Here is a 23,197-nt window from a genome sequence, read left to right as displayed (position 1 = left end):
GGGAGCGTCCGGCCACCAGACTGACGCACCGCGCGGCCAGTCTCACGACACGGGGAGACACAGTGAGCGAACCAGTCGGCATCGCCGTCATCGGCGCGGGCTACTGGGGACCCAATTTGGTGCGCAACGCCCAGGCCGTCCCTGGCCTGCACTTGGAGTACCTGTGCGACCTCGACGTCGCCCGGGCCCGGACCGTCCTCGGCGGCTACAGCACCGTGCGGGTCACCGCCGACCTCGACGCGGTGCTGTCCGACCCGGCGGTCGGCGCGGTCGCCGTCGCCACCCCGGCGGCCACGCACGCCGGCATCGCCATGGCGGCGCTCGCGGCGGGCAAGCACGTGCTGGTCGAGAAGCCGCTCGCCGCCAACCTCGAGGACGGCGCGAAGCTGGTGCGGACGGCGGAGGACGCCGGGCTGGTCCTGATGCTCGACCACACCTACTGCTACACGCCGGCCGTGTCCCACCTGCGCGACCTGGTGCGCGGCGGCGAGCTCGGGACGCTGCAGTACCTGGACTCGGTGCGGATCAACCTGGGCCTGGTGCAGGCCGACGTCGACGTCGTCTGGGACCTCGCGCCGCACGACCTGTCGATCCTCGACTCGCTGCTGCCCGACGGCGTCACGCCGGTGAGCGTGGCCGCGCACGGCGCCGACCCGCTGGGCTGCGGGCAGGTCTGCGTGGCCCACCTGTCGATCGAGCTGAGCTCCGGCGCGCTCGCGCACGTGCACGTCAACTGGCTGTCACCCACGAAGGTCCGCACGACGATCGTCGGCGGCTCGCGGCGCACGGTCGTGTGGGACGACCTCAACCCCACCCAGCGGGTGGCCGTCTACGACCGCTCCATCGAGACCCGCGACCCCGCCGAGCTGGGCGTCGAGGCCCGCAACCAGACGCGGGTGTCCTACCGGATCGGGGACATGGTCGCCCCGGCCCTCCCCGAGAGAGAGGCACTGCGCACGATGATGGGCGAGTTCGCCGCGGCGATCACCGAGGGGCGGCCGCCGCTCACCGACGGCCGCTCGGGCCTGCGGGTGCTGGCGATGCTGGAGGCGGCCAGCGCCAGCCTCCGCGGCGGCGGCGTCGCGGTCCCCGTCGAGCCGGTCGGGGCCGAGGTGGCGGCGTGAGCGCGGCGGTGGAGCTCGCCGGCAGCCGGGCGCTGGTCACCGGCGGCGCGGGCACGATCGGCTCGCACGTCGTCGACCAGCTCGTCGACGTCGGTGCTGCTGAGGTCGTCGTCCTCGACAACCTCGTCCGCGGGCGGCTGGCCAACCTCGACCGGGCGCTGGAGCGCGGCGGCGACGTCGTCCGGGTGGTCGAGGGCGACATCCGCGACGTCGCACTCGTCCACGAGCTGACCCGCGGCAAGGACCTCGTGTTCCACCTCGCCGCGCTGCGGATCACCCAGTGCGCCGAGCAGCCGCGGCTGGCGCTGGAGTCGCTGGTCGACGGCACGTTCACCGTGCTGGAGGCCGCCGTCGAGGCCGGCGTCGCCAAGGTGGTGGCCTCCTCGTCGGCCTCGGTCTACGGCCTGGCCGAGGAGTTCCCGACCACCGAGCGGCACCACCCGTACAACAACGACACCTTCTACGGCGCCGCCAAGGCCTTCAACGAGGGCATGCTGCGCAGCTTCAAGGCCATGTACGACCTGGACTCGGTGGCCTTGCGGTACTTCAACGTCTACGGCCCGCGGATGGACGTGTACGGCGTCTACACCGAGGTGCTCATCCGCTGGATGGAGCGCATCGCCGCCGGTGAGCCGCCGCTGATCATGGGCGACGGGCTGCAGACGATGGACTTCGTCCACGTCGCGGACATCGCCCGCGCCAACCTGCTCGCCGCGCAGGCCGACGTCACCGACACCGTCTTCAACATCGCGTCGGGGACCGAGACCAGCCTGCGGGAGCTCGCCGACGGGCTGCTGGCGGCCATGGGCTCGGGCCTGACGCCGGTGCACGGCGAGGCCCGGAAGGTCAACGCGGTGACCCGCCGGCTGGCCGACGTGACCGCCGCCCGCGAGCAGCTCGGCTGGACGGCGCGGATCGGTCTCGACGACGGGCTGCGCGGCCTGGTCGAGTGGTGGCGTTCCGAGCGCGCCCCGGCGGAGGGGAGCCTGGCGTGAGCGTCTCCAGCGCGCCGGTGACCGCGCTGCCCACCATCCCGGTGATGCGGCCGTGGCTGGGCGAGGAGGAGGCCGCGGCCGCCGCCGAGGCCGTGGCCTCGGGCTGGGTGGCGCAGGGGCCGCGGGTCGCGGCGTTCGAGGAGGCCTTCGCGCGCCGGGTCGGCGCGACCGAGGCCGTCGCCGTCTCCAACTGCACGACGGCGCTGCACCTGGCGCTGCACCTGCTCGGGGTCGGGCCCGGCGACGAGGTCGTCGTCCCGTCCTTCTCCTTCATCGCCACCGCCAACGTCGTGCGGCACGTGGGCGCGGAGCCGGTCTTCGCCGACGTCGACCTGGTCACCGGCAACCTGACCCCGGCCACGGTGGCGGAGGTGCTGACCCCGCGCACCCGGGCGGTGATCGTGGTGCACCAGGCGGGGGTGCCGGCCGACACCGTGGCGCTCGGTGCGCTGCTGGAGCCGCGCGGCATCGCCGTGGTCGAGGACGCGGCCTGCGCCATCGGCAGCACGCTGCACGGCCGGCCGGTCGGCGAGGGCGCGCAGCTGGCCGCCTTCTCCTTCCACCCGCGCAAGCTGGTCACCACCGGCGAGGGCGGGATGCTGGTGACCCCCTCGGCGGAGGTCGCCGCCCGCGCCCGCCGACTGCGCGAGCACGGGATGAGCGTCAGCGCCGCCGAGCGGCACGCCAGCGGCAGCGTGACCCCCGAGCAGTACCTCGAGCCCGGCTTCAACTTCCGGATGACCGACGTGCAGGCCGCGATCGGGCTGGTGCAGCTCACCCGGCTGGACGCGATGGTGGCCCGGCGCCGCGAGCGGGCCGACCGCTACCGTGAGCTGCTCGCCGGCCTGCCGGGTGCGCGGCTGGTCGAGGACCCGCCGTGGGGGACGACCAACTACCAGTCCTGCTGGCTGCTGCTGCCCGAGGACGCCCCGGTCGGCCGCGACGCGCTGCTCGGGCGGCTGAGCGCCGCCGGCATCTCCGCCCGCCGCGGCATCATGGCCGCCCACCTCGAGCCGGCCTACGCCGACCGGCCGCGGGTGTCCCTGCCGGCCACCGAGCGGCTGACCGCCGACAGCCTCGTCCTCCCGGTGTTCCACCAGATGACCGACGCCGACCAGGACCGCGTGGTCGACGCCCTCCTCGCGGCCCTGCGGTGAGCGGGGCCCGGCGGCCGCTGGTCGTCCTCGGGTCGGGCGGCGCCGCCCGGGAGGTCGTGCAGTTGCTGCGCGCCTGCCCGGAGGCCGCCGGGGAGCCGGTCACCGTCACCGGCCTGCTCGATGACGACCCCGCGCGGGCCGCCACCTCGGTCGACGGCGTGCCGGTCCTCGGGACGACGGCCGAGGCCGCCGGGGAGGCCGGCCGCGGCGCCCTGCTGCTGGCGTGCGTGGGCAACCCCGGCGCGCCTGCGTCCCGGCAGCGGCTGGTCGACCGGCTCGGGCTCCCCGACGAGGTGTGGGCGACCGTGGTGCACCCGCTGGCCAGTGTCTCGCCGGACAGCACCGTCGGCCCCGGCAGCGTGCTGCACGCCGGCGTCGTCCTCACCGCCGCCGTCACCGTCGGCCGGCACGTCTACGCCATGCCGCACGTCGTGCTCACCCACGACGACGAGGTCGGCGACGCGGCCACCTTCGGCGCCGGCGTCCGGCTCGCCGGCGGCGTCAGCGTCGGCGCGGCCGCCTACCTCGGCTCCGGCGCGCTCGTCCGCGAGCACCGGCGCATCGGCGCCGGCGCCGTCGTCGGCATGGGCAGCGTCGTCGTCCGCGACGTCCCGCCCGGACAGACCTGGGCCGGCAACCCGGCCCGCCCGCTCGCCCCGTCCCCGGCTGCGCTCCAGGAGGCCTCGCTGTGACCACCGTCGACCGCCCCGTCACCACCGGCCGGGTGCCGCTGGTCGACCTCGGCATCCAGCGCGACCGGGTCGCCGGCGAGGTCGCCGAGGGGTTCGCGCGGGTCCTGGCCACGACCGCCTTCGTGCAGGGTCCCGACGTCGCCGCCTTCGAGGAGGAGTTCGCCGCGTTCACCGGGCGCGCGCACTGCGTCGGCGTGGGCAACGGCACCGACGCGCTGGAGTTCGCGCTCCGGGCCGCCGGCGTCGGCCCGGGCGACCCCGTGGCGCTCCCGGCCAACACGTTCGTGGCCAGCGCCGAGGCCGTGCTGCGGGCCGGCGCCCGCCCGGTGCCGGTCGACGTCGACGACGAGCACCTGCTGCTCGACCCGCGCGCCCTGGAGGCGGTCGCGGGGGAGTGCCGCGCGGTGCTGCCCGTGCACCTGTTCGGCCAGATGGCGCCGATGACGGAGATCGCCGAGGTCGCGGGGCGGCACGGGCTGGTCGTCGTCGAGGACGCCGCGCAGGCGCAGGGCGCGACCCACCGGGGCGTGCCGATGGGCGGGTGGGGCACCGCGGCGGGCACGAGCTTCTACCCGGGCAAGAACCTCGGCGCCTACGGCGACGCGGGCGCGGTGACCACCGACGACCCCGGGGTCGCGCGCACCGTACGGCTGTTGGCCAACCACGGCAGCGAGGTCAAGTACCAGCACCCGGTCCTGGGGTTCAACTCCCGGCTCGACACGCTGCAGGCGGTGGTGCTGCGGGCCAAGCTGCACCGGCTGGCCGGGTGGAACGCCGAGCGGGTCGCCGCGGCCGAGCGCTACGCCGAGCTGCTCGCCGGGATCCCCGGCGTCCGGCTGCCGTCGGCGGCACCGGGCAACGCGCACGTGTGGCACCTCTACGTGGTGCGGGTGCCCGACCGCGACGCCGTCCTCGCCGACCTCGACGCGGCCGGCATCGGCGCCGGCGTCCACTACCCCGTGCCGGTCCACCTGACCGGCGCGCTGGCCCCGGCCGGGCACGGCCCCGGCGACTTCCCGGTGGCCGAGCGGGCGGCGGGGGAGATCCTGTCGCTGCCGCTGTTCCCCGGCATCACGCCCGCCCAGCAGGAGCGCGTCGCCGAGGCGCTCGCCACCGCGGTGGCCCGCCGTGGCTGAGCCGGACGGGGTGCGGGTGCACCCGCTGGGGCTGTGCGAGAGCGACGACGTCGGCCCCGGCACCCGGATCTGGGCGTGGGCGCACGTCCTGCCCGGCGCCCGGGTGGGCGCCGACTGCAACGTGTGCGACCACGCCTACGTCGAGGGCGGCGCCCGGCTCGGCGACCGGGTCACCGTGAAGAACGGCGTCCTCGTCTTCGACGGGGTCGACGTCGGCGACGACGTGTTCCTCGGCCCCGGCGTCGTCTTCACCAACGACCTGCGGCCCCGCGCGCACGTGAAGAAGGGTGCCGACGCGCTGCTGCCCACGGTGGTGGAGGACGGCGTCACCCTCGGCGCCGGGACCGTCGTCGTCTGCGGGATCCGCATCGGCAGGCACGCCTTCGCCGCCGCCGGGTCGGTGGTCACCCGGGACGTGCCCGCCCACGCCTTCGTGGCCGGCAACCCGGCGCGGCAGCGCGGCTGGGTCTGTGCCTGCGGGGAGCGCCTCGGGAGCGATCTGTCCTGCACCTGCCGTGCCTGCTACCGCGTTGTTGAGGACGGTGCGCTCGAGCTTGTGCGGACGGGTGACCCCGTCACGTCGATCCTATCGGGGGCTGGGTCTCGGTGACAGCGGTCGACCGGACAGTCGCGGACCAGACAGGTGCGGGCAACGGCCATTTCCTGTCTGCCGAAGCTCGTGGTCAGGACGCCGATGCTCTGCGCCGAGTCACCTCGGGAGCGCTGTGGAGCGGAGCCAGTACCCTCCTGCTGAAGCTGGCCAATCTGGTCCTCATGGCCGTGGTCGTACGGCTCGTCACACCTCGTGAGTTCGGCGTATTCGCGGTGGCCTTCACAGTTCATGCGGTCGTCACGAGCATGAGTGAGCTCGGCGTTGTCTCAGTCCTGCAGCGGGGTGACACCGACCCAGACAAGCTGGCTCCCACCGTAGCCACGGTATCGCTGGTCAGTGCGGCCACCGTGGCGACGGGGATGTATCTGTTGGCCGCGCCGCTGGCGACCGCGCTCGGTGCCGATGAGGCGGCGCCGGCAATCAGGGTCATGGCTCTTGCCGTCCTGATGGTGGGTGTCTTCGCCGTTCCGGGAGCCATGCTGGCGCGTGATTTCCAGCAGAACCGAATCTTTCGGGCGAATCTGGTGGCCTTCGTGCCGTCGAGCGCATTGCTCCTGGTGCTCGCGTCAGCCGGGGAAGGTGCGCTGGCCTTCGCGTGGTCCCGCGTGCTCGGCCAGTTGGTCGTCGGCGTCGTGATGGCACTCAGCGCCGACAAGCGATACGGCTTTGGATTCGACCGGGGCGTGCTGCGGTTCGTGCTCGGCGTCGGGCTGCCTCTGGCCGGCGCCAACCTCGTCGGCTACACCCTCCTGAACATCGACTACGCCTTCATCGGCCGTCTTCTCGGCCCTGTCGAGCTGGGTGTCTACGTCCTGGCCTTCAACGTGGCGAACTGGTCGATGTCTCTGTTGAACGCCATGATCAATGGTGTCGCCGTGCCGATGTTCTCGCGATTGCGACACGACCCTGCGGCCCTGGCCCGAGCTCTATGGCGAGCGCACCAGGCCGTCGCTGTGATCGGCTGGCCGATCGCGGCGTTGAGCGCGGCAAGCGCTGGCCCGTTGATCGAAACCGTGTACGGACGCACGTGGATTGCGGCCGCTCCCGTCCTGGCGGTGCTCGCACCGTACGGAGTCCTCGCTGTGCACGCGCTCCTGTACTCCAACGTCCTGGTGGGGGGCGCGGCCCATGCGCGGATGCTGCTGTACGTCCAGTTGATCTGGTTGGCGACACTCATCCCGGCGATGTGGCTCGGGGTCCAGTGGGAAGGCGTCATGGGGGCTGCGGTGGCCCACGTCGTCGTCATCGTGCTCGTCGTGGCTCCGACGTATCTCATCGCGGTCCGGCGGATGAGCGGTGTTTCATCGAGCGGAGTCATCCGTACGGTGGTCCCCATCGCCTGCGCGGCTGTCCTGGCGGCCGGCGCCGATTGGTTAGTTGCTGAACAGCTGACCAGCCCGTGGAGCAGACTGTTAAGCGGCCTGGCTGTGGGATGCATGGTGTATCTGCTGCTAGTGGCCCGGCTGGCGCAAACGGTGCTCCCTGACTCCGAAAACGGCACCCTCGGTCGATTGTCCACCGGATTACGTCGAATACTCGAACTGGCCGATCTTCCTCGTTCTGCCTTAATGCACTCGGTTGTCCGCAGGAACTCGAACAAGCAGCAGCCGCACCTCTCGAATTCGGAGGGTTGACATCGTGATGACCGGGACGAATCTCTCGATACGATCCTCTCCCGCGCAAGAACGGGGCGGCCGAGGCATTCAGCGTCCTCCTGATGTGCATGTGGGGACGTGGGGGGACGGCAGGCTAGAAGTGTTGATCCAGCAGCTCTGGCCTACGGGATACTCAAGGCCGGTCCTGACGCGGCCACGCGGATGCACGAGCGCGGCTCCACGCGTCTCCGTGGTGGTGCCTTGTTACAACTACGGGCGCTATCTCGAGGCCTGTGTGGACAGTGTGCTCGGGCAGCCTGGCGTCGATGTTGACGTACTGATAATCGACGACGCATCGCCGGATGGCAGCGGCCTGATGGCCGAGTCTGTTGCGGCCCAGCGCCCTCGCGTGCGCGTCCTGCACAACCCGGTCAATCGTGGGCACATTGCCACATACAACATCGGCTTCTCGCACGTGGACGGGGACTATGTCCTCCTCCTCTCGGCAGACGACATGCTGACCCCTGGTGCTCTATCGCGTGCCGTCCGACTGATGGAGGAATTCCCCTCGGTGGGGTTCGTCTACGGATGGTCCTTGGACGTGATCGATGACGTGCTTCCGGTTGCGCGAACGAAGACTCTCACCTGGTCCGTCTGGGATGGCAAGGACTGGCTCGAGGACAACTGCCGTCGCGCCACCAACGTCATTCGCTCGAGCGACGCGGTCTTTCGCCGCAGTCTTCTTGACCGAGTGGGCGGATATCGTGAGGATCTGCCCCACAGTGGCGATCATGAATGGTGGCTGCGGGCGGCGCAGGTCGCAGACGTGGGAAGGCTGGGCGGGGTTGATCAATTGTACTACCGGTTGCATGGTTCCAACATGAGTCGAACTCAGTACGCGAGCGCGCTTGCCAATCTGCACGAGACTCGTAAGGCCTTTGACGCCGCGTTGAGTGCGGATGTGGGGAGTGATGAAGAGAACCTCGAGAGGCTTCGCCAGATCGCCTATCGAGCGTTGGCGCGAAAGGCACTGTGGCTCGCTGTCTGGGAGTACATGTCCAGCCCGGACGGGGTCGACAACTCACCCGCCTACCGTGAGTTCGCTCTGTCTGTGTTCCCCGGCGTGGCCGAGACCCGGTGGTGGCGAGCGCTGACGCGCCGCGAAGCGGTCGGGCGCGACCGAGCTCGCAAGATGCTGGCCTTCCGTGCGCGCGAGCGGGTCAGGGACCTCGAGGGGCGGTTCGCATGGCATCGAAACCGCATCGTGGGGGTCTGATGAGGACCCGAGTCCAGCGTTCGCTTCTCTTTCTGCAGCGCCATCGCCCGCCGATGCCGCGGGCTGTGCGAGTTTGTGTCGCGCCGTACTTCCGTCGTCTGATCGGAGTACAGCCGCCAGTCGTCGTCGATGTCGATTGGAGCGCTCCTCTGTTGGGCCATCCCTCCCCGGCCTCTGGCCGCGAGGCGGATCACGTGTGGCACTCGTATCCTCTTCATCCCCCCACCGACCCGGGCAATTGGGGTAGAAGCGAACGAGGCACTCATCGCCGCCCCGCCGTGCGCTGCCTGCTGGCGGCGGGGTCTCTGGACGTTGGCGGTATGGAGGAGGTCGTCGCCTTCCTCGCCAGGCGGCTCCCTGCAGAAGGGGTCGAGGTGGCGGTTCTGCACGCTTCACCCTCGGGTTCTCAGGCCGGCCGACTTGCCCGTGCCCTCTCCGCGGAGGGGATCCTCGTCCTGGATGCCAGCTGTGCGGAAGTCCGCGAGGGCGTGCGCCGCTGGCAGCCCGATGTCGTGTCCGGACATGGCGCGGCGCCGTGGGTCCTGGATCTAGCGAACGACTTGGACGTTCCGTACGTCGACACCCTGCATGGCATGCACGACCTCTTCCGTACCGATTGGGCGGCTGAGCGTCAGCGTGGACACCGGATAGCGGCCGTCGTTACCGTGTCAGAACTAATTAAAAGTCAGTACCTCCGAGGGAACCCCGTCATGGACTCGGCCTCGGTTGTCACTATCCCCAACGCGGTCGACGACCGGCAACACCGTCCAGTGGACCGGGAGTTGGCACGCGCCACACTGGGCCTCGACCGGGAGTTTCTCTGGGTGTCGCTGGGCCGCTTCTCCATGCAGAAGAATGCGTATGCGCTTGTCCGAGTGTTCTTGGAGGTTGCGAAGGCTCATCCCGAGGCGCATCTGCTGGTGGCCGGTAGGCCGGACGACCGAGCCTACGCGGAGCAGGTCGTAAGTCTACGTGACCGGTCCGCGCACAGGCGGCAGGTGCACCTCCGCGATCACTGTCCCCGACCTGCAGTCGTCCTCGCCGCGGCAGACGCCTTCGTGCTCGACTCGTTCTTCGAGGGATGGTCCCTGGCGTCCATGGAGGCTCTCTACGCCGGACTTCCCGTGGTCATGTCGGACGTCGGTGGAGGGCGTGAACAACTCGGCGAGGATGGCAGGCGGGGACATCTCGTCGCCAATCCGGCTGGCCGCGCCGAGGACGTCAGCTGGGAGCGCATGAGCGACCTCCGCTATGCAAGGCAACACAACGAGGCAGAGTTGAGCTGTGCCATGGCGCAAGTGATGGCCGAGCGGGACCGGTGGGCAGAGGCTCGCGGTCAACTCCGCGCTGAGTCTATCGCCCGGTTCGACCCTCAGCGCTGCGTGCAGGCCCATGCGGAACTTCTGCGTGCGGTCACCGAGCGGTCGTCATCTCGCCTCGGCGGTGCTGCTGCACACACCGGGATGCGCCGCTCGTGACCCGCGCCTCCTACTCCGCCTTGGGGCGTCGGGCTGTGCGCTATTTGCGGTCACGTCCGCCCATCTTTCGGCGGACATCTAGGTCCCGGTCCACTGCGACGGTCTACTTCCTGACCCCGGACAGTGTTGAACCGTCCGGCGGCGTACGCGCGATGTATCGCCACGTCGATCTGTTGAACGCCGCCGGCTTGCCCGCAGCGGTCCTGCACCAACGGCCGGGCTTCCATTGCCGCTGGTTCCCCAACGACACCGTCGTCACGGACGTGCGTGCGACGGCCGTTTCGCCGTCGGACACTCTCGTGATTCCGGAGATCTACGTCTCCCCGCTGCTGAAGGCGCTTGATGGAGTGCGACACGTGGTCTTCAACCAAGGGGCGCACATGACTTGGAGCCAGGATGGCGATGCCGTCGGACACCATCTGGCGGACAGCCCGGACCTGTTCGGTCTGGTGTGTGTGTCGCGCTACGACGAAGAGCTCCTCAAGTACGCCTTCCCCGATGTGGCGGTGCAGAGGGTGCGCCACAGCATCGAGCCGGCGGTGTTTCGGCTGCCGGACGGGGCAAGCGATCCCCGTCCGCGGCGCATGAGCTACATGCCGCGCCGGGCTGGCGATGATGCCTCAGCGGTTCTGCGCCTGCTCCGCTCGCGGGGGGTACTCGACGGCTGGGAGGTCCTGCCGCTGCACGGGCTGACCACCACGGAGGTGGCCGAGGCGTTGCGGCGAACCATGGTCTTCATGGCGTTCACTGGGCGGGAGGGGTTCGGGCTACCGGCTGCCGAGGCCATGGCCTGCGGCGCCTACGTCGTGGGGAACCACGGCTACGGCGGACGTGAGCTCTTCGACCCGGACTTCAGCACCACGGTCGATTCGGGAGACCTGCTGGGCTTTGCCCGCGCGGTCGAACACATTGTGATGCAGGAGGCGGCTGCACCGGGGTGGTGTGGTGAACGGGGACGCGCTGCAGCTGCCTTCATCACACGTGAGTACTCGCCGGCTCACGAGCGGGAGAACGTGGTGACTGCCTACACGAGCCTTCTCCAGCTCGAGGGGAAGCACACGGAAGACGGACGACGGACCTCGGCCCCCACGGAGATCGCCTGGTGGCCCCGGCAACCGCTGTGAGGTTGGAAGGAGAGGACCCGTCACCATGTGGACGCATCGCCGACCACTGGGTCTTGTGTTTGCTGCGGCCTTGGGTGGCAGCGTCGGCTTGGCTCTGTGGCTGACGGCGCAGAGCTTTGCACCGTCTGAGCCCCCCGCAGGGGCGGAAGCAGCTCCTTCGATCACTGTGGGGATGACTGGTTGGCAGGTCGACGAGACAAGCGTTGGCTTGGCTCCGCACGGGCTGTCCTGCGACTCCCTGCCGGTGTACACAGGATCGTCGACGCCGCCGCCTGGCACGGTCATCAGCGACGTGCGCATCGTCACGCGACTGGACCTGCACCTTGGCGACGTCACCGTTGAGCGGTCGTGCATAAGACCAACGGCTGATTCGGGCTTCTCGGGCTGGGAGCCAGTGGTCACGAACACCGACTACAACACCTGCTGTGGACCCTCCGCAGCGCAGGTGTGGATTCGCGACTCAGAGATTGACGGGTCGATGGTGTCCCGGAAAGACATCGCAGGAGCGTGCGGGTTCCATGGGGTCGGTGTCCTCGAGCGAAACTTCATTCATGACGTCGGGTCAGGCATCTGTTTCCGGTACACGGACAACGAACATGACGCCGTAGCGGTCAACAACTACGTGACCAACCTGCGGGCGTACGGCGAGCCTGAGTCCACGGGCTCGCACAACGAGGCTGCAACCGTCCGTGACTTCCCCGCCACGAGGCGGTCCGATCGCCAGGTCACCTTCCGGGGCAATCGCCTCGTGACCGCGTCGGGGAACGACTCGGGCTCACTCTTCATCCAGGCCATTGACGGGCCGATCGACAACGTCGTCCTTGCAGACAACCTCTTCCAGGGCCGGGGATACAACCTGGTGGTGAGCCCCGGGGCACATGCCTATGGCCGCAACCTGCGCGCTACGAACAACCGCTTCGATGGCGGTACGTACGGGCCGGTGCAATTTGCCGCAAGCGAGATCGGTCACGGTTGGCGTGTTTGGAGCGAGAACTATCTGTTCAACCCTGCCGCCGACGACGCGCGGGGGGCGGTGGTCCCGGAGCCGTGACCTCGCTCCATACAAGGTCGTGGCTCCGCTCGTCCAAGCGACCAGCAGCGGAGGTGGCGTCGGCCCGCGTGATGTGACCCGACGTGGTTGCGAAGAGTCCCCGAGTTGCGCCGCCTCAGGAGATGCGCAAAACCGACTCGACATCCTGTGCGCAGGCGGAGTTGGACCGCCCACTCATGCAGTAGTCGACAGAATCCCCGCGTCCAGGACGACTTGGGGACCGGGCTGATGTATCCGGTGTTCGCCGTGTGCGGAAAGCCGCTCGCCCGAGCCCTACGCGCCCGCGCCACCGCACCCATCAGCGCGGCGGAATTGGCCGGACGGTCGACACCGCCGGCGCCCTGGTGGACCTCCACCGAGCCGACTGCGGTCCGTACGGCGTCCGCAAGCAGTGGCATACTGTCTGGCGCTTGGGTAGCCGTGCGGCGCGGCGCCGTGCACGCCGAGCTGGCCTCCGCCTGGACCTACCGCAGTCGGTCCGCGCTCGTATCTGCCACCGTCGGCTGGCGGCCGTTGTGGGACGACCTCCCAACCGCTCCTCTTCCGGCCGGTGTGCACGTCGACCTCGCCACCACGACTAAGAGTGATCCGTGGGACACGGGAGACCCGTAACGACCGAGCTCCGGTCCTCCCGATTCAGGTGGATTGTGAGCGGAGACTCAGTTCATCACTCCGCAACAGCTTCGGGACGGGGTCACCGATCGAGGGATGGACAGGCTGTCCAGCGGTCGCTCCAAGTGCCGCCATCGTCTCATGCGCGGCGGCTCCCGCACTTGCCGCCGCGACGGCGGCCCTTGCGCTCCAGTGCGGTTCCCCTCGTTGCAGCGCCCGAAGTGTCTCGTGCAGCAGGAGGGCGGCCGAGTACGCCTTCGTCGCGACCGCCGAGTGTCGTTTCGCGTACTGGCGTACTCGGTTGCTCGTCAACAGCGCGTACATCATGGGGTCCTGACTGTTCGTGATCCCGCCGATGTGCGTTGCCACCGCCGTCGGCTCGAAGGCGGTGCGGTAGCCGAGGTCACGCGCGCGGAGGGCGAAGTCGACTTCCTCGGAGAAGAGGAAGAACGACTCATCCCAGCCTCCGACGTCGCGCCAGCACGTCGTCGACACGAGCAGGACCGCTCCCGTCGCCCAGTCGGCCATCCGCGCAGCGGCGTAGGCACCTGGATCGGTGACCGTCTCGCTCAGCGGCGCCAGTTGGGCGACCCGCCGTCCTCCAAGGACAGCGGCCGCCAGGGCTCGAATCAGCGTCGGCTCGCGGCGGAGGGAGGGGAAGAGGTGCCCGTCCGCGTCGAGCATGCGCGGCGCGACGATGCCGACGCCAGGACGACCCAGGCCTCGGAGCATGCGGGCGACGCAGTCCTGCTGCAGCCGGACGTCGGCGTTGAGCACCAGGACCGCGCGGGCCGGTCGCGCTGCGGCGAACCCGGCGTTGAGCCCTGCGGCGAACCCGCGGTTATCCGCAGCCCGGACGAGCGTTGCCCAGGGCGCAAGGCGTGCCACCTCGTCCGCGGTGCCGTCCGAAGAGGCGTTATCGACCACAACCAGCTCGGACCGGTCAATCCCGGCGAGACCGACGTCGAGACTCGCGATGAGGCCGGCCACGTCCGCGACCGAGTTGTAAGTGACGACGACCAGGGCGACGTCGTTCTCCCCGAAACCGCGGCCGAGGGATAGCGGGTCCACGTCAGGCGTCCCTGGCACCCGCGGTCGCCGACAGCTGCAGTCTCACGGACCGCGGACCGGTGTCAGCGAGGTCGGATTCTTCGCCTCCGTGCGGTGTCCGGATGACGTCTATACCGCTCGGACGAGCCTCGGGCTGGATTTCGGCCGCGGTGCTGCCGGATCTCTCTCGTCTGCCACCCGGTGACTGGGGGCCCGTGTAGCCGTGCCGACCCGTGGTGGGCCTCCTGGCCTCCTCTACCTCCTCGCGAGCGTGCCTGCGGGCCTCCGCGAGGGAGATCGCGGCAAAGAGGAGGAGCGCTCCGGCCGCTCCGACGCCGACCAGCGTCCGGATGGTTCCGGAGACCATAAGGTGCGCCGAGGTCGGGGTCGCGACGGGTAGCAGTGTGATCAGTGTCCGGTCATCTGCACCGTAGACCTTCTGCATGGCCGCCAGCTCGTCCTCCATGCGCTGGTTGACCAGCGCGAGGGTGGCGTCAGCGGCCTCCGCAGTCGAACCGGTGCCCACCACATCGATGATCTGCGAAGACACGGCGGATTGGGACACCTCGTAGTCCGGGTCGGCGCCCTGGCCGGACAGAGCCCCCCGGACGCTGTCGCTGCTCATGCGAGCAGCCAGCACCTGTCCCACGGTGCCCTCGTTGGCGAAGCGGAGGTAAGGGTTGTCCCAGTTGACGCCGGCCAGTGACGGGTCGACCAACAGTTCGGCCCCGGACGGTTGGGGCTCGGGATTGACCAGGACGAAAGAGGCGTTGCTGTTGTAGACGCGGGGGGTAAGGGCCACCACGCCGAGCGCCCCCACGACGGTCAGCAAGGTCATCACGACGGTGATCACCCAGTGCCGCCGCAGTGACGACACGATCGCGAGAAGGTCCATGGGTCAGCTCCCGTGCGACGGTGGTGGAGCGGCCGGGTGCGCGTCGCGGCCCGCTGCCCGGGCCACCCGCCCCTCCCGGCCGGAGAGGATCCAGCAGGTGCCGATGCACCCGACGACGAGTGCCTGCAGGCCGGCGTACATGTTGAACGACAGGCCGTCGAAGGTGAAGGCGCAGACGGCGCTGGCGGTGGCGGCCCCGGCGAGCGCTCCCGCCACCGCACGGAGCGGCGGGTCCGAGGACCGGTGGCGGGCCGCGGCGGCGGTCACCACGGGGACGAGGTACCAGGCCAGCAGGCCGGTGAGACCGAGTAGTCCCAGCTCTGTTGCGCTCGTGTAGTACTGGTTGTCGAAGATGTCCAGCGCGTTGGCCGCGGTGTAGGTCCCTGGGCCGGTGCCGAACCACGGGTGCTCCGACACCAACCGGCCGACGAGCGGCAGGTCCACCAGCCGGCCCTGCAGTGACGCGTCGTCGGCCCCCGCCCCGACGAGGTCGGCGAGCGTCCGAAGGTAGCCAGGGCGCGCCAGGCCGACGACGAAGGTCCCGAGCGGGAGGAGAACCATCGCCGTCACCCGCGGACGGGCCGGGAGACACGCGACGAGGACGGCCGAGGAGACGATCACGGCCAGGACAGCCGACCGGGCCACCGAGGCCGGGATGGCGGTGGCGATGAGCACGACCGGGCCCCAGCGGAGGACGGGGGAGTGAGACCGGTCCTGCGTCGCGAGGACGAGAGCCAGCGGCAGCAGCATGCCTGCGATGACCCCGAGCTCGATCGGGTGCGCCGTCGTCCCGAAGACACGCTGCAGCGCTGCCCTGTCCTCGTACACGTCGTGCGACAACTGCACGGAGAACCCAGGCAGCGATTGGCGCAGCAGCGCGCTGAGGTCGAAGCGGAAGAGCCACTGGACCAGCGCGACGGCACAGCAGAAGGCGGCGCCCCGCACGACGAGCCGCAACACGCGCACCAGCCCGTCGACGGTCCGGAGGCCCTCCGCGGCGACCAGGACGACCCCCGCGAAGCCGGCGAGCATGAGGACCCACCGGTCGGCGCCGACCTGTTGCGTCGCGGTCAGGCCGTGGAAGGGAGTCAGGGCCCAGGCGACGAGACTCATGACCGTGAGGAGGAACAGGGCGCCCCTCGTCGGGTGGCGCACGGTCAGGGGGTCGTGCGAGCCCATAAGGGTCGAAGCGACGTAGACCACGAACAGCGTGAGGGCGAGGAGCCCGGCGACCGATCCCTGTCCGCCCACGACCTCGAGGACCATGTTCGACGGGAAGACGAACAGCGCGACGGCGTAGGTGCCTACCGCGATGACGGCGTGCCGCTCGGACCTGGTCGGGTCGCCCAGCGCGAGGACCGCCGTCCGGGAGCGGCGGCCTACAACCGCATGAGCGGTCACCGCAGCGGCCGGCCGCGGGGCTGCCGGCTCGTCTGCCGTGGGCGTCTCGGTCATCCGTCTCTTCGCCGTGTCGTCGGGTGACGCGGTGGACGACCCCCGCCACGCCCCGCGCGGTGCCTCGGGGTGTGCGCACCATACGGGCAGGTGAAGCCCCCGTCACCGGTCTTGCGTACGGTCAACCGAACCCGTCCCGGGAGCCTGTCGGCCCGCTGGCGACAGTCACGCATGCCGACCTCCGACGGACGCCCACCGGTGCTTGGCGCGGTCAAGACCGTCCTTCCCGAGGAGCCGGACGACCGCCGCCTTCACACCTGCGCGGGCCAGTTCGCGGAACTGGCGCAGCGGTACCTGCGCGGCCTCTCGGAGCAGGTCTGCCCGCCCGGGGTCGGCGACCTCGTCGAGGAGACGTGGGAACGCGGGCCGGTATGGGGCCGGCGGCGTCCGCCGTCCTCGCACCCGATTGCTGACGTTGGCGCCGTGCACCACCTGGAGCCAGCCGGGCGCGCCCCGTAGCACGACCGCAGGCATCAACTCGGGCAGCCGGTTGTGCCACTCGCTCCAGCACGTCACAGGGTCGCGCCAACTCTCCCGAACCGAGCAGAAGGCGTTGTGCGGATCGGTCCGGCGGTACAGCCGTTCGCCGCTGATGATGAGGCCGTCGCCGAGGTAGACCGCCGTCGGGTCGCCGGCCGTCGGTGCTGACTGCAGCCTCGCGATGAAGTCCCGCGCCAGGCCGTCGTCGTTGTCGAGGTTCGTGGTGAGCAGGTCACCCCGCCCGTCCGACCCCGTGATGGCTTGGATGTCGGCGAGGAGGACGCGTCGGGGGACCTCCTCCCGGAGCACGGGATGGAAGTGGCGCTGGGCTTCGTGCCCGCGGACCCAGTCCATTAGCCAGCCGGGACTCTGCGGGTCGAGGTAGACGATCCAGGTGAACGACTGCTCGCTCTGTCCCAGCACGGTGGGCAGGCAGTACCGCTCGAAGAGCGACACCCGGTCCCGGAGCCAGTTCTCCTTGGCGCGGACGATGCTCTCGTGGCCCTTCGAGGGCAGGTTGAACCGCGTCAGGAGCACGTGGGTGAGCGGGGTGGTCCCCGCAGGCGCGGCGGGGACGCCGGTCCCGTGCGGGGCGCCGGCACGGGCGCTCAGATCGCTCATGACGTGATGGCGTCGGGCCTGCCGCCGCGGACCACCGTGTCGTGCCAGACCTCGAGGCCCATCAGGGCCCATAGACGACTCGCCTCGTTGCTGCGGCCCGCCTCGTGATCGTCCAGCACCCGGGTGACCGCCGCTCGGTCGAGCACCTCCCCTACGAACGACGCCGGCCGCAGCAGCAGGTCGCGCGCCATGTCCCGCAGGTCCCCGGCCTGGAACCACGCGTCGAGCGGGACCTTGAAGCCGGACTTCCGGCGGTCGACCACCTCGTCGGGCAAGTACCTCCGGGCCACCTCCTTGACCACCCACTTGCCGACGGGGCCCCGCAGCTTGACCTCCGTCGGAAGCGAGAAGGCCAGGTCGACGACCCGTGCGTCCAGGAACGGGGGGCGCATCTCGAGCGAGGCCGCCATCGACATCCGGTCGCCGCGCTCGAGGAGGTTGTCCGACAGCCAGGCGTGGCAGTCGGCGTAGAGCATCCGCCGTACGACGTCGCCGCTCGCCCGCCGATAGGCGGCCGCGGCGGGCCGGGACGGCAGGTCGCCGAGCAGCCGATGGCGCTCCCGCGGTGAGAAGGGCGCGAACCAGCTGCGCATACGCTCGGCCTCGTCGTCGGCGGAGAGGGCGCGCATGAGGACAGCGGCCCGGGAGAAGCGCGGGGGGAGGGCACGGGCAGCGGTGTAGAGGGCCGGCCCGCGGACCGCCCGGGGCACCCGGCCCACCCAGGACGCCAGCGCGGCGGCACGGTACTTGGGATAGCCAGCGAACAGTTCGTCGCTCCCCTCGCCGGAGAGCACCACGGTCACGTCCCGGCGGGCGAGCTCGGCCAGGCGGTGGACGGCGACGTCGGCAGGCTCGGACAGCGGAGCGTCCCGGTGCCAGGTGAGCTTTGGCAGCAGGGCGGTGAAGTCCGCGGCGCCCACCGTGACCTCGTGGTGGTCGGCGCCGACGAGGTCCGCGACCCTGCGGGCCCAGGGCAGCTCGTCGACCCGCGGATCGTCGAAGCCAGCAGCGTAGGTCGAGACTCCCCGCCGGCCACGGACCTCCGACACCAGCGCCACGATCAGGCTGGAGTCGATGCCGCCGGAGAGGTAGGCGCCGACGGGGACGTCGGCGACCAGCGCCTCCTCGACGGCCGCCCGCAGGGTCGCGTGCAGGTCCTCGACCGCCTCCCGCGGATCGTGCGCCCGTTCCGCTGGGGGGTCGGTGGGGAGCTCCCAGTACGAGACCTCCCTGATCCGGCCGCCGGGCTGCACGAGGAGCCGGTGGCCCGGACGCAGCTTGCGGACCCCGGAGACGAGGGTGTGCGGCGCAGGGACCGACCGGTGCGCCAGGTGGTCACCCAGGCTGAGCAGGTCGACGTCCACCGTCGGCAGCGCAGGCAGCAGGGCCTTGACCTCGCTGGCGAAGGCGACCATTCGGTCGTCGGCATACCAGTAGAGCGGGAGGACGCCCATGCGGTCGCGGACGAGGTGGAGCTCGCCGGTGTCGGCGTCGTGGAGTGCGAAGGCGAACTGGCCGCGTAGCCGGCGGACGCAGTCGACGCCCCACTGCCGGTAGGCCGCGAGGATGGCCTCGGTGTCGCCGTCGGTCGTCCACGGGTAGCCCGCACAGGCGCGCCGGACCTCGCGGTAGTTGAGCACCTCCCCGTTGAAGGTGAGGTGCTGCCGGCCGCCGGGACCGGCCATCGGCTGCGCCGAGTGCTCGAGGTCGATGATCGACAGACGGCGGTGGCCGAACCCGGTCCCGCCGGAGATCCAGTTGCCGTGCCCGTCGGGTCCGCGGTGGGCGAGCTGCTCGGTCATCGCGTCGAGCAGGTCCGGGTCGACACGCTCACCGTCCCACCGGTGGACGCCGGCGATGCCGCACATCAGCCGGCCGTCCCTTTCCGCTCGGCCGCGGTGATCAGGTCGGCGGCGCGGGCGTCCCACGAGTCGGACTGGACGGCGGCGCGCCGGCGCGCAGGGTCGGCCGGTCCGCCGTCCTTGAGGGCCCGCCGGACGAGGTCGACGAAGTCGTCGGGGCCCGCGGCGACGGCGACCGTGTCGACGTAGCGCCGGACCTCCGGGAAGTCGGTGCTCACCACCGGGAGTCCCAGCGCGAGGTACTCCTTCATCTTGATGGGGTTGCACCGGGCGATCCACTCGTTGTCGAGCCAGGGCATCAGGGCCACGTCGAAACCGGCGCCGTACCGCGGGATCTGCTCGTAGGGCCGACGGCCCAGCCGGTGCACGTTCGGGTGCCGGGTGAGCTGGTCGGTCGAACGGTCGGCGTCGCCGACGAGCACCAGGTGTGCCTCCGGCACCTCGAGGGCGACCCGCTCCAGCAGGTCGAAGTCGACGAGGAATGAGTCGAGGCCGCCGAAGAAGCCGATGCGAGGGTGGGTGATGGGCGCCAGGTCGGCCGGCTCCGGGCCGGCCGACGGTGCGAAGTGCTGCAGGTCCACGCCGTGGTCGAGGAAGCAGGCTCGCCCGCCGGTCAGTGCCGCCTCCTCGGACATCAGCGCCCGGCTCACGTAGAGAACGGAGTCGGAGTAGCGCAGGAGCGCCTCCTCGAGCGCGGCGATGGTGGAGCGGTCGCTCTCCGGGAAGTCGGAGTGCCGGTCGGACCGGTTGTAGAGGAGCGCGCGGCGGGACATCGGCCGCACGACGTCCCAGGCCGTCGGGATGGTGCAGACGACGACGGGGTCGGGCGGCATGCCGATGAGCAGGCTGACCAGGCGGACCTGAGCGCGGATGCTCCAGGCATTCAGGCGCCGCAACAGAGGCCTGCCGTAGAACGGCAGGACCAGCGGGGTCATCACATGGAATCGCGGCGTGTCCGGTAGCGGACGCCGGACGAGTTTCGCCGTGCTGGCCGCCTTCCGAGCGATGCGCCTCAGCACCTGCGAGCTGCGACCTGGCAGCGGCATCCGCAGGCCGATCGAGTTGACCAGCAGGACGGGGCGGGTCCGCGCGACCCGGCGCATGAGTTGGAAGTCCGAGTGGGCCTGGTTGTGATACCACCAGTCCTGGGCAGAGAAGCAGACGTAGCCCGGTGGGGAGTCGGCATCTGGCCGGCGGCGCACTCGTCCCGGTCCATCCCCGTTGCGCTGCATAGCGAGATGATGGCCGGGGCTCAGAGTCCTGACCATGGCCTCGCGCGCGGCTATCCGAGCGGTCACCGAGAGTGCGGGGAACGGAGCGTACAGCGCGCGCCGGGCCGTCGACGGGCTGTTCCCCCGTTCGAGTGGTTCCGCCGGGTTGCGGAAGGCCCTGTGCAGGTCGGCGCCTCACTACTGTCCGCCGCGCTCGCCGCGGACGGGACGGTCGCCGGAAGGACAACCCGTCACTGCGGGTCACTGCACGACGCCGTGCTCACCATGGGGGATGCATGTCCCAGCGCTCGAAGGCCCGAGTCCTCGTGATCGTCCAGAACCTCCCTGTGCCGCTCGACCGCCGGGTGTGGCTGGAGTGCCAGGCCCTCGTCGCTGAGGGGATCGGCGTCTCCGTCATCTGCCCCAAGGGCCCCGGCGACCCGTCGTTCGCGGTCATCGACGGAGTCCCCGTCTACAAGTACCGGCCGGCGCCGGCGACCTCGGGAGCGCTGTCCTACCTCTTCGAGTTCGTGTACTGCTGGATACGCACGGCGCTGCTGTCACTGCGGGTGTGGCGGCGCGACGGCTTCTCGGTCATCCAGGCCTGCAACCCGCCGGACACCTACTGGCTCCTGGCCCGGTTGTGGCGCACACGGGGTGTCCGCTTCGTCTACGACCAGCACGACCTCAACCCGGAGGTCTTCCGCTCCCGGTTCGGTGAGCCCCGCGGTGTGCGAGCCCGGCTGGAGTACGGCGCCCTCACCTGGCTGGAGCGCTGCACCTACCGCGCCGCTGACGAGGTCATCTCGACCAACGAGTCCTACCGCCGCGTAGCGGTCACCCGAGGGAACTGCGATCCCGACCACGTCACGGTCGTGCGCTCGGGGCCGGACACCTCGCGGATGCGTCCCCGGCCGCCGGAGCCGGGGCTGCGACACGATCGCTCACTGCTGGTGTACCTCGGGATCATGGGTCCGCAGGACGGCGTCGACATCGCGCTGCACGCGATGGCCGAACTGGTGCACGAGCGTGGCCGCGAGGACGTCCACCTCGCTCTCCTCGGCTTCGGTGACTCCCTCGGGGACCTGCGCCGTCTCGCGACCGAGCTGCGGCTGGACGACCACGTCACCTTCACCGGGCGGGCCGACACCGAGATGATCGCCCGCTACCTCTCCACGGCCGTCGTGGGCCTGTGTCCCGACCCGAGCAGCCCGCTCAACGACGTCTCCACGATGAACAAGGTCATGGAGTACATGTCCTACGCCGTTCCGGTGGTGGCCTTCGACCTGACCGAGACGCGGGTGTCGGCCGGGGACACCGGTGTCCTCGTGGACCCGCGTGCCGGCGCCGCAGGGCTGGCTGACGCCGTGGCCGCGCTGCTCGACGACCCCGACCGCCGGATCGCGCTGTCCCTGGCCGCGCGACAGCGGGCCGTCGAGGACCTCGACTGGGCGCAGCAGGCCATCCGCTACGTCGGCGTGCACCGCCGGGCGCTCGGGATGGCCGACGCGGTCGGGAGCGTGCGGCCCCGGGGCGTCCGCGCCGCCGCGCCAGCGGAGTCCGGCGCCGACTTGCTCAGGGCGCTCGTCGCGACCCGGATGCCTGCCGGCGCCGGACAGGACGACGACCGCGGCGACTGGATGCTCCCCAGTCCGCGTCCCGCTGCCGGGACCGAGTCGTGGCGTGCCGACCGTTCCGGGACCACGGACTCGCACACGGTCCGCCCGACGGCCGCGGACCTGGAACCCGTGGCGGTGACCGGACCGCTGGGGCCCGCGGCCTCCCGCAGCGTCGATCCGGAGCCGCTGGCATGAGGATCGGCGGCAGGGTGCGTGACCACCTGGTCAGGGCGGGCCGAGCCGTCGCGCGTGACGTGGTCGCACCTCCGTACACGGCGCCGGGCCACTTCTACAACCCGGCGACCACGCCGGCGGACCGGGAGCGGGCCATCGCCGGACGCAGCCGGCCGTCGAGGGCGGTCGACCTCCGGGAGGACGACCAGTGCCGCCTGGCGGGGCAACTGGACCTCAGCCGCCCACCGTCCGACCGCTGGATCCCGGACAACTCGATGTACGGCGCTGCGGACGCGTCCGTCCTCCGCGGCATGCTGCTGCACTTCCGTCCGCGGCGGATCGTCGAGATCGGCTCCGGGTACTCCACGGCGCTGGCCCTCGACGTGGCCGAACGACACTTGCCCGACCTGCGCATCACCTGCGTCGAGCCCTACGCGGACCGGCTTCGCTCCCGTCTGCGCCCGGGCGACGCCGACCGGCTGACCCTGCACGAGGAACCCGTCCAGGACGTGGGGGTCGGCGAGCTGACCGAGGGCATGACCGCGGGCGACGTCCTGCTCATCGACTCCAGTCACGTCGTCAAGGCGGGGTCGGACGTCGCATGGCTGTTGCTGCGCGTCCTGCCGGAGCTCCCGGACGGCGTCCTGGTGCACGTCCACGACGTGCACTGGCCCTTCGAGTACCCGGACCAGTGGCTGCGCGAGGGGCGGGACTGGAACGAGGCGTACTTCCTCGAGGCCTTCCTGGCCTACAACGAGCGCTTCCGGGTGCTGCTGTTCGTCGACTGGCTGGCGACCGAGCACCCTGAACTCGTCGCCCCGGAGAACCGGAGCGTCCGCGGCGGCGCCATCTGGTTGGAGAAGGTCGCTCCACGGGCTCGAGGCCGAGCCGCCGACCCCTTCCTGCCCACGACGGACGGCGCTCGCCCGTGATCCTCGGCTCCTCGGCAGCGGGATCGTTCCCTCCGGTCCGCACCC

General features: G+C 70.7%; 19 protein-coding genes. 13 read left to right on the top strand and 6 right to left on the bottom strand.

What is annotated here, in order from left to right:
• Positions 1-62: 62 nt before the first annotated feature.
• The 11 genes from JD79_RS02570 (at position 63) to JD79_RS02520 (ending at position 12,241) form a co-directional block, all read left to right on the top strand.
• A complete protein-coding gene (locus tag JD79_RS02570) occupies positions 63-1,124 on the top strand; it encodes a Gfo/Idh/MocA family protein (RefSeq protein WP_211307837.1) in 1,062 nt (353 codons plus the stop codon).
• The gene (locus tag JD79_RS02565) at positions 1,121-2,119 is read left to right on the top strand and encodes an NAD-dependent epimerase/dehydratase family protein (protein ID WP_110004273.1); all 999 of its coding nucleotides are present in this window, start codon (positions 1,121-1,123) and stop codon (positions 2,117-2,119) included. The genes JD79_RS02570 and JD79_RS02565 overlap by 4 nt, the downstream gene beginning before the upstream one ends.
• Positions 2,116-3,276 (top strand): DegT/DnrJ/EryC1/StrS family aminotransferase, encoded by a 1,161-nt coding sequence (locus JD79_RS02560; protein WP_211307836.1) that lies wholly within the window; start codon positions 2,116-2,118, stop codon positions 3,274-3,276. Before JD79_RS02565 ends, JD79_RS02560 begins: the two co-directional genes overlap by 4 nt.
• Complete coding sequence (locus JD79_RS02555; protein ID WP_110004272.1) at positions 3,273-3,968, top strand: acetyltransferase; 696 nt, start codon at positions 3,273-3,275, stop codon at positions 3,966-3,968. The genes JD79_RS02560 and JD79_RS02555 overlap by 4 nt, the downstream gene beginning before the upstream one ends.
• Positions 3,965-5,104: a DegT/DnrJ/EryC1/StrS family aminotransferase gene (locus JD79_RS02550; RefSeq protein ID WP_211307835.1), complete on the top strand. Its 1,140-nt coding sequence runs from the start codon at positions 3,965-3,967 to the stop codon at positions 5,102-5,104. The genes JD79_RS02555 and JD79_RS02550 overlap by 4 nt, the downstream gene beginning before the upstream one ends.
• Positions 5,097-5,714 (top strand): acyltransferase, encoded by a 618-nt coding sequence (locus JD79_RS02545; protein ID WP_110004271.1) that lies wholly within the window; start codon positions 5,097-5,099, stop codon positions 5,712-5,714. Before JD79_RS02550 ends, JD79_RS02545 begins: the two co-directional genes overlap by 8 nt.
• A complete protein-coding gene (locus JD79_RS02540) occupies positions 5,711-7,351 on the top strand; it encodes an oligosaccharide flippase family protein (RefSeq protein ID WP_170149087.1) in 1,641 nt (546 codons plus the stop codon). The genes JD79_RS02545 and JD79_RS02540 overlap by 4 nt, the downstream gene beginning before the upstream one ends.
• A gap of 7 nt (positions 7,352-7,358) precedes the next feature.
• Positions 7,359-8,588 (top strand): glycosyltransferase family 2 protein, encoded by a 1,230-nt coding sequence (locus tag JD79_RS02535; RefSeq protein ID WP_281270339.1) that lies wholly within the window; start codon positions 7,359-7,361, stop codon positions 8,586-8,588.
• Positions 8,589-8,908: 320 nt separating this feature from the next.
• Positions 8,909-10,066 (top strand): glycosyltransferase family 4 protein, encoded by a 1,158-nt coding sequence (locus JD79_RS02530; protein ID WP_170149085.1) that lies wholly within the window; start codon positions 8,909-8,911, stop codon positions 10,064-10,066.
• Between the two features lie 152 nt (positions 10,067-10,218).
• Positions 10,219-11,190, top strand: a complete 972-nt coding sequence (locus tag JD79_RS02525) for a glycosyltransferase (protein ID WP_211307834.1) — start codon at positions 10,219-10,221, stop codon at positions 11,188-11,190.
• A gap of 172 nt (positions 11,191-11,362) precedes the next feature.
• A complete protein-coding gene (locus tag JD79_RS02520) occupies positions 11,363-12,241 on the top strand; it encodes a hypothetical protein (protein WP_146220368.1) in 879 nt (292 codons plus the stop codon).
• Positions 12,242-12,877: 636 nt separating this feature from the next.
• Here the strand turns inward: JD79_RS02520 and JD79_RS02515 are convergent.
• The 6 genes from JD79_RS02515 to JD79_RS02490 form a co-directional block, all read right to left on the bottom strand.
• Positions 12,878-13,924, bottom strand: coding sequence for a glycosyltransferase family 2 protein (locus tag JD79_RS02515; RefSeq protein ID WP_170149084.1), 1,047 nt, complete (start codon positions 13,922-13,924; stop codon positions 12,878-12,880).
• A gap of 1 nt (position 13,925) precedes the next feature.
• Entirely contained in the window at positions 13,926-14,798 is an 873-nt protein-coding gene (locus JD79_RS02510) for a Wzz/FepE/Etk N-terminal domain-containing protein (RefSeq protein WP_110004265.1), read from the bottom strand.
• Positions 14,799-14,801: 3 nt separating this feature from the next.
• A complete protein-coding gene (locus tag JD79_RS02505; protein ID WP_110004264.1) occupies positions 14,802-16,253 on the bottom strand; it encodes an O-antigen ligase family protein in 1,452 nt (483 codons plus the stop codon).
• Positions 16,254-16,418: 165 nt separating this feature from the next.
• Positions 16,419-17,270, bottom strand: coding sequence for a glycosyltransferase (locus JD79_RS02500; protein ID WP_211307833.1), 852 nt, complete (start codon positions 17,268-17,270; stop codon positions 16,419-16,421).
• A gap of 80 nt (positions 17,271-17,350) precedes the next feature.
• On the bottom strand, positions 17,351-19,222 hold the full coding sequence (asnB, locus tag JD79_RS02495) for an asparagine synthase (glutamine-hydrolyzing) (protein WP_110004262.1): 1,872 nt from the start codon (positions 19,220-19,222) through the stop codon (positions 17,351-17,353).
• Positions 19,222-20,151 (bottom strand): glycosyltransferase, encoded by a 930-nt coding sequence (locus tag JD79_RS02490; protein ID WP_211307832.1) that lies wholly within the window; start codon positions 20,149-20,151, stop codon positions 19,222-19,224. The genes asnB and JD79_RS02490 overlap by 1 nt, the downstream gene beginning before the upstream one ends.
• Before the next feature lie 572 nt (positions 20,152-20,723).
• Here JD79_RS02490 and JD79_RS02485 point away from each other — a divergent pair.
• A complete protein-coding gene (locus tag JD79_RS02485) occupies positions 20,724-22,241 on the top strand; it encodes a glycosyltransferase family 4 protein (protein WP_110004260.1) in 1,518 nt (505 codons plus the stop codon).
• A 59-nt stretch (positions 22,242-22,300) separates the two neighbouring features.
• On the top strand, positions 22,301-23,152 hold the full coding sequence (locus tag JD79_RS02480; protein ID WP_170149083.1) for a class I SAM-dependent methyltransferase: 852 nt from the start codon (positions 22,301-22,303) through the stop codon (positions 23,150-23,152).
• The last annotated feature ends 45 nt before the right edge of the window (positions 23,153-23,197 follow it).

Origin of the sequence: Geodermatophilus normandii (genome assembly GCF_003182485.1) — a bacterium.
Classification (GTDB): Bacteria; Actinomycetota; Actinomycetes; order Mycobacteriales; family Geodermatophilaceae; genus Geodermatophilus; species Geodermatophilus normandii.
The sequence above is the reverse complement of the archived record's forward strand: the minus strand, read 5'-3'. Positions and strand labels throughout refer to the sequence as shown.

Coding starts and splice junctions, on each gene's coding strand:
- JD79_RS02535 (WP_281270339.1), top strand. CDS start 7,359: ATGACCGGGACGAATCTCTCGATACGATCCTCTCCCGCGCAAGAACGG.
- JD79_RS02530 (WP_170149085.1), top strand. CDS start 8,909: ATGGAGGAGGTCGTCGCCTTCCTCGCCAGGCGGCTCCCTGCAGAAGGG.
- JD79_RS02525 (WP_211307834.1), top strand. CDS start 10,219: ATGTATCGCCACGTCGATCTGTTGAACGCCGCCGGCTTGCCCGCAGCG.
- JD79_RS02520 (WP_146220368.1), top strand. CDS start 11,363: ATGACTGGTTGGCAGGTCGACGAGACAAGCGTTGGCTTGGCTCCGCAC.
- JD79_RS02510 (WP_110004265.1), bottom strand. CDS start 14,798: ATGGACCTTCTCGCGATCGTGTCGTCACTGCGGCGGCACTGGGTGATC.
- JD79_RS02505 (WP_110004264.1), bottom strand. CDS start 16,253: ATGACCGAGACGCCCACGGCAGACGAGCCGGCAGCCCCGCGGCCGGCC.
- asnB (WP_110004262.1), bottom strand. CDS start 19,222: ATGTGCGGCATCGCCGGCGTCCACCGGTGGGACGGTGAGCGTGTCGAC.
- JD79_RS02490 (WP_211307832.1), bottom strand. CDS start 20,151: ATGACCCCGCTGGTCCTGCCGTTCTACGGCAGGCCTCTGTTGCGGCGC.
- JD79_RS02485 (WP_110004260.1), top strand. CDS start 20,724: ATGTCCCAGCGCTCGAAGGCCCGAGTCCTCGTGATCGTCCAGAACCTC.